The organism is Planomicrobium soli (assembly GCF_003014655.1).
GTDB lineage: Bacteria > Bacillota > Bacilli > Bacillales_A > Planococcaceae > Planococcus > Planococcus soli_B.
Window position 1 is genome coordinate 325480 of sequence record NZ_PYAT01000001.1, and the last position, 14420, is coordinate 339899.

11 protein-coding genes are annotated in these 14420 nt (G+C 44.5%); all 11 read right to left on the reverse strand.

Annotated features, from left to right (window positions below):
• Positions 1 to 135: 135 nt before the first annotated feature.
• Entirely contained in the window at positions 136 to 2400 is a 2265-nt protein-coding gene (locus B0H99_RS01625; protein ID WP_106532017.1) for an FtsK/SpoIIIE family DNA translocase, read from the reverse strand.
• A gap of 143 nt (positions 2401 to 2543) precedes the next feature.
• On the reverse strand, positions 2544 to 4211 hold the full coding sequence (locus tag B0H99_RS01630; protein ID WP_106531872.1) for a ribonuclease J: 1668 nt from the start codon (positions 4209 to 4211) through the stop codon (positions 2544 to 2546).
• Positions 4212 to 4350: 139 nt separating this feature from the next.
• Positions 4351 to 5388, reverse strand: a complete 1038-nt coding sequence (locus B0H99_RS01635) for an aspartate-semialdehyde dehydrogenase (RefSeq protein WP_425440374.1) — start codon at positions 5386 to 5388, stop codon at positions 4351 to 4353.
• Between the two features lie 85 nt (positions 5389 to 5473).
• Positions 5474 to 6697 (reverse strand): M16 family metallopeptidase, encoded by a 1224-nt coding sequence (locus B0H99_RS01640; RefSeq protein ID WP_106531874.1) that lies wholly within the window; start codon positions 6695 to 6697, stop codon positions 5474 to 5476.
• Positions 6698 to 6763: 66 nt separating this feature from the next.
• Positions 6764 to 8878 carry a polyribonucleotide nucleotidyltransferase gene (pnp, locus tag B0H99_RS01645; RefSeq protein ID WP_106531875.1) on the reverse strand — a complete coding sequence of 705 codons (2115 nt, stop codon included), beginning with the start codon at positions 8876 to 8878 and terminating at the stop codon, positions 6764 to 6766.
• Between the two features lie 148 nt (positions 8879 to 9026).
• Positions 9027 to 9296, reverse strand: a complete 270-nt coding sequence (rpsO, locus tag B0H99_RS01650) for a 30S ribosomal protein S15 (protein ID WP_106531876.1) — start codon at positions 9294 to 9296, stop codon at positions 9027 to 9029.
• A gap of 135 nt (positions 9297 to 9431) precedes the next feature.
• Positions 9432 to 10382, reverse strand: coding sequence for a bifunctional riboflavin kinase/FAD synthetase (locus B0H99_RS01655; RefSeq protein ID WP_106531877.1), 951 nt, complete (start codon positions 10380 to 10382; stop codon positions 9432 to 9434).
• 1 nt (position 10383) lies between these two features.
• On the reverse strand, positions 10384 to 11313 hold the full coding sequence (truB, locus tag B0H99_RS01660) for a tRNA pseudouridine(55) synthase TruB (RefSeq protein ID WP_106531878.1): 930 nt from the start codon (positions 11311 to 11313) through the stop codon (positions 10384 to 10386).
• 71 nt (positions 11314 to 11384) lie between these two features.
• Positions 11385 to 11741, reverse strand: a complete 357-nt coding sequence (rbfA, locus tag B0H99_RS01665; RefSeq protein ID WP_106531879.1) for a 30S ribosome-binding factor RbfA — start codon at positions 11739 to 11741, stop codon at positions 11385 to 11387.
• Between the two features lie 17 nt (positions 11742 to 11758).
• Entirely contained in the window at positions 11759 to 12037 is a 279-nt protein-coding gene (locus B0H99_RS01670) for a DUF503 domain-containing protein (RefSeq protein ID WP_106531880.1), read from the reverse strand.
• Entirely contained in the window at positions 12034 to 14418 is a 2385-nt protein-coding gene (gene infB, locus B0H99_RS01675; protein WP_106531881.1) for a translation initiation factor IF-2, read from the reverse strand. Before infB ends, B0H99_RS01670 begins: the two co-directional genes overlap by 4 nt.
• Positions 14419 to 14420: the final 2 nt, after the last annotated feature.

A 14420-nucleotide genomic window follows, 5' to 3' on the forward strand; every position in this document is an offset into this window, starting at 1 on the left:
CTATAACACTATTTTTATTTGAAATAAATAGCCTTTTGTCGAAATTTGCGAATTAATATAACATACTATTTATTTAATGTGTTTTTTTAACCAAAAAAACCAGGCAAATAGGATATCCTTTGCCTGGTTTTTGCTTTAATAATCTTCCTGTTTGGGTACTAATACTGTTCTTGGCTTGCTGCCTTCATATGGCCCGACTACTCCGCGTTGCTCCATCTGGTCAATGATCCGGGCAGCTCGGGAATAGCCGACGCGGAAACGCCGCTGCAGCATGGAAACTGATGCTGTTTGCATTTCGGACACCAACTGCACAGCTTCGTCGTAAATTTCATCAGTTTCTTCTTCAATTGCAGTTTCATCGACTTCAGTCGGAATCATGTCTTCCTGATATTGCGCTTTTTGCTGCTCGATACAGAAATCCACGATTTTCTCTACTTCAGAATCAGAAAGGAACGCACCTTGCACACGGACCGGTTTTGACTGGCCAGCGCCGAGGAACAGCATATCGCCTCGGCCAAGAAGCTTCTCTGCTCCCCCCATATCCAAAATGGTGCGTGAATCGATAGAAGAAGAAACCGCAAAAGCGATTCGCGAAGGAATATTCGCTTTGATTACCCCTGTGATGACGTTCACACTCGGGCGCTGCGTAGCAATGATCAAGTGGATGCCTGCTGCCCGCGCCATCTGTGCTATACGTGTAATGGCATCTTCAACTTCGCTGGACGCAACCATCATCAAGTCTGCCAGCTCATCTACGATAACAACTATATATGGCAGCTTCGGATGTTTTTCTTCGTTTTCATCATTGAACGTCTGGACATAATCGTTATAGCCTTCGATATTGCGCGTTCCGGTATGAGAAAACAATTCATAGCGGCGCTCCATTTCCGAAACGATTTTCTTCAAAGCTTGAGCCGCTTTCCTTGGGTCCGTAACAACCGGAGCCAATAAATGCGGGATGCCGTTATAGACATTCAATTCAACCATTTTCGGGTCGATCATCATCATTTTCACTTCGTGCGGTTTTGCCCGCATGATGATGCTCGTAATGATGCCATTGATGCAGACAGATTTCCCGCTGCCTGTAGAACCTGCCACTAATAGGTGCGGCATTTTGTTAAGCTCTGTCATGACCGCTTGGCCAGATACGTCCCTGCCTAAACCAAACAGCAGTTTCTTGTCAGGCTTATCGTTTTCCTCTGATTCCAACACTTCCCTCAAAGAAACAACTGCAACTTCACTGTTTGGAACTTCAATCCCAATTGCAGATTTTCCAGGAATCGGGGCTTCAATCCGGATATCCCGCGCAGCTAAAGCCAGCGCTAAATCATCAGACAAACTGACAATCTTGCTTACTTTAACACCCGTATCGGGCAATACTTCATATTTGGTAACAGCCGGTCCAAGATGGACTTGTGTCACTTTTGCCCGGACGCCAAAACTTTGGAATGTCTTTTCCAACTTTTTCGCATTTTTTTGTATGCCGGCATATTCACCGCTTTGGTCGCTATGGGGCGGCAAGGCCAGCAAATTGATCGGCGGCAATTGATATTCTTCATTTTCCATTTCTTCGGTTGTCGACATCAACGTGATTTCTCCGTCTTCCCCTGGCGGCACTTCTCCAGTAACCACTTCTTCAGGTTCAGCTGCAACTTCCGCTTTTTTCGGCTTGACGTTTTCAGTAAACGCTGAAATGATCGGTTCTTCGTGCTCCTGCACTGGCATTATGAGTGGATCATCTTCATAGTCATCCAGCTCTTCATCCACTTCAAACGGCTGGTCAAGAACCGGTTTGCTGCGCCCTGATGAGATTCGTCTTTGCTTCGGTTTCTTCTTCTTGAATCGGTCAACTGCCGAAATCATTAGCGGTTTTAGGCTCGGTACTTTTTCCGCAATAAAAGGTGCGGCCGTTTTCCCTGTCAGGATAATAGCACCGATAGACAATAGAATAAGCGCCATGATCCACGTTCCCGCAGTCGCAAATAACACATGGAATATGGCATACAGGACTGCACCCAGCAATCCGCCGCCGCTCGCTGAATAGGTGTCCCATATCGTGCCTGTAACTTTTGTCGACCTGATTGTTTCAGCCATGACATTAGTTGACGTGATCGGCAATATGGATCCTGCTGCCCATATTAAATGGCAAATAAGCAAGGTTCCGGTCAATAGGAAAAAGACACCCGTTGCCGGTTTTAATTTAGGGCGCGGCCAACTGCGCTTGATCATGACATGGATGGCAATAAATACAAGAGCCAGCGGCACAAGGAAGGCTAAGTAGCCTGTAAAAAGTTCGGCCGTATTGAAAAGCATCTTTCCGATGATTCCTAATTGAAAGGCCATAAACGCAGATAAGCCAATCAATACTAAACCAATCACTTCAAACGCGATCAAAGGCATGGGCTGTTTCTTTTTCGCCTTTGTTTTCGCATGCTGTTTTTTCTTTGGACGAGTCCGTGTCACTCTAATCCCTCATTTCCTAAATAATCGAAAAAGGATTTCCGCCGAACGGTCGGCTTGGAAATCCTTTCACTTTTTTTCTCTTAATATTCCATGATAATCGGGATGATCATCGGACGGCGTTTTGTTTGTTGGAACAGATAAGAATTCAATGCATCACGAATTTCCTGTTTGATATTATTCCATTCAAATGTTTCTTTGGCAACGTATTTATCTACAATTTTGCGGACCAATTGGGATGACTCATCCATCAGCTGTTCAGACTCACGTACATAAACAAATCCACGGGAAATCATTTCAGGACCGGATGCGATTTTCTTCTCTTTGCGGTTTAAAGTGACCACAACGATGAAGATGCCATCTTGCGAAAGGAGTTTGCGGTCGCGAAGAACGATATTTCCTACATCACCGATTCCGATGCCGTCGATCAGCACATTACCGGCTGTCACCCGCCCGCTCATGCGCACTTTACCGTTTTTGTATTCGACAATATCGCCTTTATCAGCAATAAATATTTCCGACTTTTGCAGGCCGACTTGCTGAGCCAGTTTTGAGTGGGCGATCAGCATCTTGTACTCGCCTTGAATCGGGATGAAGTATTTCGGTTTCATCATATTCAACATCATTTTTAAATCTTCCTGGCTGCCGTGGCCGGAAACATGGACTTTCTTGCTTGAAGTTAAGACATTTGCTCCAGCTTTTGCCAGTTTGTTCATCGTCTGGAACATCGGAACTTCCATTCCAGGAGATGGCGTAAACGTAATCAACACGGTATCTGTATCTTTGATTTTCACATCTTTGTGTTGCTTGCGGACCATCTTATCGAGCGCTTCCAACGGTTCGCCCTGGTTCCCAGTAACAATGATGACAATTTCTTCATCCCGGTACTGCTCTAGCTCTTTCAAGGAAATGACGGTATCTTCGTCCACTGTCAAATAGCCGAGGCGCAAGCCCACTTCATAGCTGCTCTCCAAACTTCTGCCGGCAACCGCCACTTTTTTCCCAGTCGTTTTCGCAAGATCGAAAACCTGCTGAATACGAATGAAATTTGAAGAATAAAGGGAAACGAGAATCCTTCCCGGAGCAGCATGGAATGCGGTCAACAAATGGTCGGCAATAACCGTCTCCGATGTTGTATGGCCTGGCCGCTCGGCTTCAGTTGAATCTGACAGGAGCATAAGTACGCCATCTTCACCTAATTTTGCCATCTTCGCGATATCCGGCTTGTAGCTGCCTTTCGCCGATTGATCGAATTTAAACTCGCCCGTATGGACAATCGCACCTTCGGATGTATGGAAGACAATTCCTAACGCATCAGGAATGCTATGCGTCGTATGGAAAAATGTCACATGCGTCGTGTCAAAATTCATCCGGCTTTTATTTGTCACTTCAAAAAACTTCACATGTTTTAATGACCCTTGTTCTTTAATATGTTCTTTTGCCAATGCGATCGTCAATTTCGATCCGTATACTGGCGCCTGAATTTTTTTCATCAAGTAAGCGATCGAGCCGATTGCGTCTTCATGTCCATGCGTCAAGAAAATGCCTTTGACCCGGTCTTTGTTTTCTTCCAAATAACTCATATCCGGGATAACAATATCAACCCCGAACATTTCATCTTCAGGGAACATCAAGCCGCTATCCACCACGAACAAGTCTTCATCAATTTCAATAACGTACATTGCTTTGCCGATTTCACCGACTCCGCCTAAAGGGATTACTTTAATCAATTCATTTTTTATTTTAGCCAATTTATTTCCTCCTAAAATTTACCCGTACATATCCATAAAGTTTATTATACGGGAATCATAGGAAACAGTCCAAAGAAAAAACAAACCGGGGCAAGCCCCGGTTTATCTACTATGCTGTATCCGATTGTTTTTTGTGCAATTAGACGATTTGCTCTTCTACCAGCGCTTCAGCAATCTGCACCGAATTCAAGGCAGCCCCTTTAACCAAATTATCGGAAACCACCCATAAGTGGAAGCCTTGGGGATTGTCCAAGTCTTGGCGAATACGGCCCACAAAAACTTCATCTTTCCCTGCTGCCATAAGCGGCATCGGATAAACTTGGTTTGATGGGTCGTCCATTAATTCAACGCCTGGCGCATTTGCAATCGATTGTTTTACTTCGGCAACTGTTGGAACGCCTTCAAGTTCGACATAGACCGACTCTGAATGCCCGGTCACAACCGGTAGCCGTACACACGTGGCTGCTACCGACAAGGTATCGTCATGCATGATTTTTTTCGTTTCATTGATCATTTTCATTTCTTCATACGTATAACCGTTGTCTGTAAATTGATCGATTTGTGGAATTGCATTAAACGCGATCGGGTAATGGCGATCTGCTGATTTTACAGGAAGCACACTTGCCTCTGCATTTTGAGCATTGTCAAAATCGGCACTTTGGCTTTTCAATTCATTGATCGCGTTGACGCCTGCACCGGATACTGCCTGGTAAGTTGAAACGACAATTTTCGAAAGTCCATATTGCTCCTTCAGTGGTTGAAGGGCACATACCATTTGAATCGTAGAGCAATTCGGATTGGCGATGATGCCTTTATGCAACCGGATGTCTTCTTTATTTACTTCCGGTACGACGAGCGGCACTTCTTTGTCCATACGAAAAGCGCTCGTATTATCAATAACGACAGCTCCTCGTTTAACGGCTTCTGGCGCAAATTTCTCGGAGATGCTGCCTCCAGCGCTGAACAATGCAATATCGACGTTTTCAAATGATTCCGGCACCGCTTCTTGGACCGTATAAGTTTTGCCTTTAAAAGTGATTTCCTGGCCGGCAGAACGGCTGGATGCCAAAAATACAATATTTTTTACTGGAAAGTTTCTTTTTTCAAGTTGCTCTTTCATTTGTTGGCCAACAGCACCTGTGGCTCCCATAATCGCTACATTATATGATTTCACAATCTTCTCTCCTTCAATGATATTGGCGTAATTGTACCATAATTTATCCTGCTGCAGTATTGAATCCCTTAAAAAAGAAGCTTCCTCATTAAGAGGAAGCTTCTTTTGAACGGATGATGGAAACTGCCGGTTGACCAGAAATCAAACTTAACAGCGATTCAACTTTTTCCATTGATACTGCATCAATCAGCGATAAAATCTCATCATACTCCTGGTGCCTGCCGAGCATTAGTTCCTGCTTGCCGTTTCGGCTCATGCGGGAACTGGTGCTTTCAAGGCCCAGCATTAAATTGCCTTTCAGCTGTTCCTTGGAATCTAACACTTCTTCCTGCCCCAAGCCTTGTTTGCGCATTGTTTCGAGCGACTGTAGAATCACTTCCTGCAGTTCGGGAATTTGTTCATCGGCCGTTCCGCCATAGATGGCCAATGTTCCGTGGTCTGAATAGGCCGAGTGATACGAGTAGACCGAATACGCCAGCCCGCGTTCTTCACGGATTTCCTGGAAAAGACGCGAAGACATGGAACCGCCTAGTATATTGTTCAGCACTGATAAACTGTAGATGTCCGGATCATTCAGTGAAAGCCCTGGATAGCCTAAGCACAAATGGCCTTGTTCTGTATCTTTCTTTTTAAAAGAAAAGCCAGAGGAAAAGTCAGGCAGCAAATGGATTTTAGGTGTTTCCTTTTTGCGAAAAGAGCCGAATAGTTCTTCGACAACTTTTATCACATGAGGAGTAATATTACCCGCAATAGAAACAACCGTATTTTCTGGAGTATAGAAACGGTCCATAAACTCGGTGATTTTCTCTTTCGTGAATCTCGGAAGTGTTTCAGCAGTTCCAAGTATCGGTGCTCCGATAGAATGGCGCGGATACATTACTCTCCATAACTGTTCATGAACATCATCGTCCGCCATATCTTCAGTCATGCTGATTTCCTCTAAAACCACTTGCCGTTCCTTGTCGATTTCCGCCGGGTCCATTACTGAATTGAAAAACATGTCGGCGATTACCCGTACCGCATGCTCTGCGTGATGGTCGAGAACTTTTGCGTAATAACAAGTATATTCTTTTGATGTATAAGCGTTGATGTCGCCGCCGATGCGGTCAAACTCCCGGGCAATTTGTTTAGCTGTGCGTGTTTCGGTTCCCTTGAACAACATATGCTCGATAAAATGTGTAATCCCGTTTTCTTCAGGCGTTTCATCGCGTGAACCCGCTTTTACAAAAACGCCGACAGCAACCGAGCGAAAATGCGGAATATGTTCAGACACGATGCGCAATCCATTTTCGCAAGTATGTGTTGTAACCACTTAAACCGTCCTCCCATACGAAAAAATTGCCAACAGAAGCTGGCAATTTCCCGTATTTCTTATATTTTATTGATTGGCTTTTTCAGCCGCTTCTTTTTCTTCTTTTAAGACGATTTTACGGGAAAGGTTGACACGGCCTTGACGGTCGATTTCAACTACTTTCACTTTTACGATATCGTCCATTTTCAATACATCTTCCACTTCTTTTGTCCGTTCTTCCTGGATTTCTGAAATGTGGAGAAGGCCGTCTTTGCCTGGGAACAGCTCGACAAACGCACCGAATTTTTCAATCCGTTTTACTTTGCCTTCATAGTATTCGCCGACTTTTGCTTCACGGACTATGTTTTCAATCATTGCTTTCGCTTTTTCATTCATGTCCTGATCGACAGAAGAGATGAAAATCGTGCCATCTTGTTCTGTATCAATTTTAACGCCGGTCTCATCGATGATTTTATTGATCACTTTACCGCCAGGCCCAATTACATCGCGGATCTTGTCCGGATTGATCTTCACCATGATGATCTTCGGTGCGTATTGCGATAAACGCTCGCGCGGTTCTGAAATGGTTGCAAGCATTGATTCCAGAATGTGAATGCGACCGATTTGCGCTTGTGTAAGAGCTTCTTCTAAAATCTCGCGGGAAAGTCCTTCAATTTTGATATCCATTTGAAGTGCTGTAATACCTTTTGCAGTACCAGCCACTTTAAAGTCCATATCGCCAAGATGATCTTCCATGCCTTGTATATCAGACAATACCGTGTAGTTTTCGCCTTTTTTCACAAGACCCATGGCAATGCCGGCTACCGGTGCTTTCAATGGCACACCTGCATCCATCATCGCTAGTGTAGATGCACAAATGCTTGCTTGTGAAGTAGAACCGTTTGATTCCAGAACTTCAGCTACTAAACGAATGGTGTAAGGGAAATCTTTTTCATTCGGAATAACAGCTTCTAGCGCGCGTTCGCCAAGAGCGCCATGTCCGATTTCGCGTCGGCCAGGACCGCGAAGAAAACCAGTTTCCCCTACAGAGAACAATGGGAAATTGTAATGGTGCATAAAGCGCTTGGATTCTTCAATTCCAAGGCCGTCGATGATTTGGACATCGCCAAGAGCGCCAAGCGTACAAATGCTCATTGCTTGAGTTTGTCCGCGTGTGAACAGGCCTGAACCGTGAGTACGGTTTAAAATGCCCACTTCAGATGACAAAGGACGGATTTCTGATGGAGTACGCCCATCAGGACGGACTTTTTCATCCGTAATCAAACGGCGGACTTCATCTTTAACCATTTTGTCCAATATTTGATTTACTTGTTTTTTAACATCTTCATCAGCGTCTTCGTATGTGACCAACACGCGTTCTTTAACAACATTGATTGCTTCTGAACGTGCTTGCTTTTCACTAACTTGGACTGCTGCATTCATGTCAGCTTCAGCAACATTTTTGATTGTTTCAGAAAGGTCTGCATCCAATTCATAGAGTTGGATTGCTGATTTTTCTTTGCCGACTTCTGCTGCAATCTCTTCTTGGAATGCGATCAATTTCTTGATTTCCTCATGGCCGAACATAATTGCTTCTAGAATCGTTTCTTCAGAAACTTCTTTAGCTCCTGCTTCAACCATGTTAATCGCATCTTTTGTTCCGGCAACAGTTAAGTTGATCGTGCTTTGTTCCATTTGATCGTTTGTCGGGTTGATGATGAATTCATCACCGATCATACCGACGATGACACCTGCAATCGGCCCGCCAAAAGGAATATCGGAAATCATCAAAGCAAGTGAAGAACCGAACATAGCTGCCATTTCGGAAGGGCAATCCTGATCAACAGACATTACCATTGAAATAACTTGCACTTCGTTACGGAAGCCATCCGGGAATAATGGACGGATTGGACGGTCAATCAAACGGCTGATCAACGTCGCTTTTTCTGATGGACGCCCTTCGCGTTTGATAAAGCCGCCAGGAATTTTCCCTACTGCGTAAAGACGTTCTTCGTAGTTTACTGTAAGCGGGAAGAAATCTATCGGTTTTGGGGTTTTTGAAGCTGTTGCAGTAGAAAGTACTGCCGTATCGCCATAACGGATCAATGCTGCTCCGTTTGCTTGTTTTGCCAATTGACCGACTTCGACCTGTAATTCGCGGCCTGCCCAATCAAGTGTATAAACTTTTTTCGTTTGCTCCATAATCGAGCTCCTCTCTCTTACAATCTTTCAAAATCTACTATATGTATCTCTAAGTAGTGTATCAAAAAAGCACCTTTAGTGCGATTGAATGTTAAAACTTTTATGCATAAAGAAAAAGCGGGACAAGTCCCGCTTTTACTAATTGCTATTATCGGCGTAAGCCTAGTTTTGAGATTAACTCACGGTAGCGCTGTACATCGTTCTCGCGCAAGTATTTAAGCAAGTTACGACGGCGTCCTACCATTTTGAAAAGGCCACGACGTGAGTGGTGATCTTTCTTGTGAGTACGCAAGTGCTCGTTCAAGTTGTTGATGTCTTCTGTAAGAATGGCGATTTGAATTTCTGCAGATCCAGTATCTGTGTCATGCACTTTAAATTCATTGATCAATTCATTTTTACGCTCTTGAGTGATTGCCATACTGTTTCCACCTCCTAATTTCGAATATCCCCAATTACCGAGCAAACGTTGGTGATTCGTATTGCCAAGCAACGGTTCGTACTTTTAGTACTTGTAAATCATAGCATATCGCTTTTTCAAAATCAACTGCCCCGTTTAGTTTAACGTTTCGAAAAAACGGATCGCTGTTTCTTTGTCCTGTTGGATTTGGGTCTTCAATTCTTCAATTCCGGAAAACTTTTGTTCGTCACGAATCCGCTGATGCCATTCGACCGCCACTTGTTCACCGTAGATGTCTTTATTGAAGTTGAGAATGTAAACTTCGATGCTCAGTTTTTTCTCATCCGGATTGTTGAATGTCGGCTTATAGCCGATATTGCAGACACCATCGTATAAAGTTTCCTGCACGCGTATACGGACAGCGTAAACACCCCGCCCCGGAACAAAAGTGCCGAGTTCCGGCTCAACATTTGCTGTCGGAAAGCCGATGGTCCGGCCGCGCTTGTCTCCATTAACAACAGTTCCGACAACTTGAAACGGACGGCCAAGCAATCGGCAGACTTGTTCAACATCGCCTTCTTTTAACAAGCTGCGAATCCGTGTTGAACTGATTTTCTCTTGGCTGTCTTCTTGTTTCGGAATGGTCGATATACTATAAGTTCCTTCACTGCAATCTGCCATAGTCTTCATATTGCCTTGGCCAAAACAGCCAAACGAAAAATCGAAGCCGGCAGTAACATGAACCACATTCAGTTCTTTGACGAAATGCTGGATAAACTGTTCAGGAGTCAGCTTGGCAAATTCTGATGTAAAGCGAACGATAAAACAGACTTCGACGCCAATTTCCTTTAATATCTCCAGTTTCTGCTGAAGAGGGGTGATGTAGAACACTTCTTCTTTTCTCCCTCCCAGGACAAGCGATGGATGCGGATCAAACGTCATGACAGCTGATTTGATATTCTGTTCTTTTGCCCGTTTAACAGCTTCGCCGATTACACGCTGATGCCCTTTATGTACCCCATCAAAAAATCCAAGAGCCATAGAAAGAGCTCCTAAATCTTCTTCCGTCTTCATTTGGTTCGGATAGTTCAAGTAAATGATTTTCATTTTACACCTCGTCCGTAGTCGGTATGCTAAACATTTTTTCCGGTTTCATCTTATCCGCTTTTTCCGGGTGCCTTTTGTACAACGCTAAAGGATGGCCCTCAACGGTAAAGACAACAAACTTCTGCTTGTCGAGAATTGGGTGGCGTTCCAGAACCTGGCCGTTCCGAATAGCAAACACTTCTTTCTCTGCAATCTCAACAAATGGAAAAACACTCAACCCATAACTCAGCGGTTTCAAAATAGTATTCACACTATCATTTTGCGCAAGTTCTGCCACTTGGGCAAGTGTTACGCAATCTTCTCGTCTGAATTTCCCTGACTGTGTCCGGGTTAGCCTGGACATATGAGCCGGATAACCCAGCAACTGGCCGATTTGTACAGCTAATGTCCGGATATATGTGCCTTTTCCGCAGCGAATCCGGATATTAAACTTTATCCTTTTTCCGTTCCACTCCTGCTGCTCATCAAGCAATTCAATCGAATCAATGCGAACAATGCGTGAAGGGCGCTCTACTTCAATGCCTTGACGGGCGTATTCGTATAGCTTTTTGCCGTTCACTTTGACTGCTGAATACATGGGAGGAATCTGTGTTATTTCACCTGTCAATTCTTCAAACACCTTTAGCAATTGCTCTTTCGTTATGTGCTTTTCGCTGTCATCAGCTGACACTAACGTTCCTGTCGCATCTTCCGTTTCGGTCGAATAGCCGATCGTCACTTCTGCTTCATATGATTTTCCTTGATCGGTAATATACTCGGCCACTTTTGTCGTATTGCCAATGCAAATTGGCAGCACTCCATCTACTTCCGGATCAAGCGTCCCCGTATGTCCGACTTTCTTAGTTTTTAAAATTTTGCGCAATTTAAAGACGCAATCATGGGAAGTCATGCCCCGTTCTTTCCATAATGGCAAGATGCCGTTAATCGCCATCGGTTTCAACCCCTTAATTTCTATGTAAAAAAAGCCTGCTAATCTATGAAACTAGACCGCAGGCTCGAGTTTTATTCTTCTTCTTTAGGTTCTTCTTTTATGTCGCGCAATAAAGAGTCAATGCGATTGCCATAAGCTACAGATGTATCAAATTCAAACGACAATTCCGGAGTTTTCCGCAGTCTGATTCGTTGACCGATTTCTGAACGGATAAATCCTTTGGATTTCGACAACCCGAGCAGCGTTTGCTCTTTTGTCTTATCGTCGCCTAATACACTGATATAAACAGTAGCCATTTGCAAGTCACCCGTTACTTCAACATCCGTTACGGTTACAAAACCAATTCTCGGATCTTTCAGTTTACGGCTGATGATTTCACTTAACTCTTTCTTCATTTGTTCGCCTACACGATTCGAACGCATTGTCATCGCTTTTCACCTCGTTCTCACAAATATTCTTTCTGGATCTCTAAACATTCCCATTCCGGGTTGCTTTCCAAGTATTGCAGCACTTGCTTCATTTCCTTATCCGCTAATTCTTTTGAAGAAGAAACGGTCACAAAAGCGATGCGCGTTCGCTGCCATACATTTTGGTGGTCGACCTCCGCTGCGGAAACGTTAAATTTTTGCTTTGAACGGGTTAGCATACTTTTTAAAACTGCCCGTTTTTCTTTCAAGGAATGGGCGGTTGGAATGAAAAACTCGCATTCCATGTAAACGATCATTTCCGTTTGATTTCTTCCATTACGTAAGCTTCAATGATGTCCAGTTCTTTCACATCGTTAAAGTTCTTGATGGTAATCCCGCACTCATATCCTTGAGCAACTTCCTTAGCATCATCTTTAAATCGTTTCAACGTGTCAATTTCACCTTCGAAAACAACAATGCCTTCACGAATGACACGAACACCGCTGTCTCTTGTGATTTTGCCTTCTATTACATAACTACCTGCAATCGTACCCACCTTAGAAACTTTGAACGTGCTACGGATTTCTGCTTGGCCAATGATTTTTTCTTCAAATTCAGGGTCAAGCAACCCTTTCATTGCGAATTCGATTTCTTCAATCACTTTGTAGATGATGCGGTGCAAGCGAATATCTACGCCTTCAGCTTCTGCAGCCCGTTTCGCGTTTACATCCGGACGAACGTTAAAGCCAATTACAATCGCATTAGATGCAGCAGCAAGGGCAATATCCGATTCTGTAATGGCGCCAGCGCCAGTGTGAATAATTTTCACATTTACGCCTTCAACATCAATCTTCATAAGGGAAGCAGCCATCGCTTCTACTGAACCTTGAACGTCTGCTTTAACAATCAAGTTCAGTTCTTTCATTTCCCCTTGTTTCATCTGGTCAAACAAATTATCAAGCGTAACACGAGTTTTCTCAGAACGCTGTACTTGAAGCGCTGAAGCGGCACGTGTTTCACCCACTTGACGAGCTGTTTTTTCATCTTCGAAGACGACAAAGCGGTCTCCTGCTTGCGGCACATCATTCAATCCTGTTATTTCAACTGGAGTTGATGGTCCAGCATCTTTCACGCGGCGTCCAAGATCATTGACCATTGCGCGCACACGCCCGTATGTGTTCCCGACAACAATCGGATCGCCGACGTTTAGCGTACCATCTTGTACAAGTAACGTAGCTACTGAACCGCGGCCTTTATCAAGCTCGGCTTCGATAACTGTACCAATTGCACGGCGCGCTGGATTAGCTTTCAGTTCGCCAACTTCTGAAACAATCAAGATCATTTCAAGAAGCGAATCGATGCCATCGCCTTTTAAAGCGGAAATCGGAACGAAAATCGTATCGCCGCCCCAAGCTTCCGGCACAAGTCCATGTTCAGTCAATTCCTGCATTACGCGGTCTGGATTCGCACTTGGCTTATCCATTTTGTTGACAGCGATAATGATTGGAACTTCAGCCGCTTTCGCGTGGTTAATCGCTTCAACTGTTTGAGGCATAACCCCATCATCAGCTGCTACTACAATGATAGCAAGGTCCGTAACTTTTGCTCCACGTGCGCGCATCGTTGTAAATGCCGCGTGCCCCGGAGTATCCAAGAAGGTGATTTTTTTATCGCCTTCCATTACTTGATAAGCGCCGATATGCTGAGTGATGCCTCCAGCTTCGCCTGCAGTTACTTTTGTGTTGCGGATAGAATCGAGCAAAGTCGTTTTACCATGGTCTACGTGGCCCATGATCGTAACAACCGGCGGACGTTCTTGTTGAAGCTCTTCATCTTCAGGCTCAAAGTAAACTTCAAGATCTGTTTTATCGACTAAGATTTCTTCTTCTACTTCAACTTCATATTCCGCACAAACCAATTCAATCGCGTCTTTATCCAATTCTTGGTTGATGGTAGCCATCACGCCAAGCATGAATAATTTTTTGATGATTTCAGATGGCTCGCGGCCTAATTTTTTCGCTAGTTCTGCTACCGTCAATGATTCGCTGAACGTAATTTTAGCAGGCAATTCTTTTTCTTTTTTCGGCATTGGCGGCATCGGATTTACCGGTGCTTGCTGTCTGTTTTTGTTGCGGTTTTGGTTGTTGCGGTTTCCGCCTGGACGATTGTTCGAGCGTTGGCCCGGTCCTGCAGTCGGTTTTGCCGCTTTTGGCGTAAAGTTTGAACCAGAAGTAGCTGGACGATTCTGCCCTTGTCCTGAAGGACGGTTTTGTCCTTGACCTGAAGGACGGTTTTGTCCTTGGCCTGCTGGGCGGTTCTGCCCATGTCCTGATGGACGCGATTGTCCCTGGCCTGCTGGGCGATTGCCTTGACCAGAACCAGCTGGACGATTTTGTCCTTGGCCTGACGGACGGCTTTGTGCTTGTCCGGATGGACGGTTCTGGCCTTGTCCGGATGGACGGTTCTGGCCTTGTCCGGATGGACGGTTCTGGCTTTGGTGCTGTTGGCGTGTCTGCGTCTGCAAACCTTGACCATTGGCAGTCTTTTTATAAATGCCATCCAATTTTGTAATAGCAGTCGGCTCTAGTGTAGCCATATGGTTTGCTACTTCAATGTTCAGCTTGGATAACTCTTGAATAATCTCTTTGCTTGGTTTATTTACTTTTTTGGCGTATTCATGTACTCGAATATTGGTCATCT

Coding starts and splice junctions, on each gene's coding strand:
- B0H99_RS01625 (WP_106532017.1), bottom strand. CDS start 2,400: ATGCCTTTGATCGCGTTTGAAGTGATTGGTTTAGTATTGATTGGCTTA.
- pnp (WP_106531875.1), bottom strand. CDS start 8,878: ATGGAGCAAACGAAAAAAGTTTATACACTTGATTGGGCAGGCCGCGAA.
- rpsO (WP_106531876.1), bottom strand. CDS start 9,296: ATGGCAATCACTCAAGAGCGTAAAAATGAATTGATCAATGAATTTAAA.
- B0H99_RS01655 (WP_106531877.1), bottom strand. CDS start 10,382: ATGAAAATCATTTACTTGAACTATCCGAACCAAATGAAGACGGAAGAA.
- truB (WP_106531878.1), bottom strand. CDS start 11,313: ATGGCGATTAACGGCATCTTGCCATTATGGAAAGAACGGGGCATGACT.
- rbfA (WP_106531879.1), bottom strand. CDS start 11,741: ATGACAATGCGTTCGAATCGTGTAGGCGAACAAATGAAGAAAGAGTTA.
- B0H99_RS01670 (WP_106531880.1), bottom strand. CDS start 12,037: ATGATCGTTTACATGGAATGCGAGTTTTTCATTCCAACCGCCCATTCC.
- infB (WP_106531881.1), bottom strand. CDS start 14,418: ATGACCAATATTCGAGTACATGAATACGCCAAAAAAGTAAATAAACCA.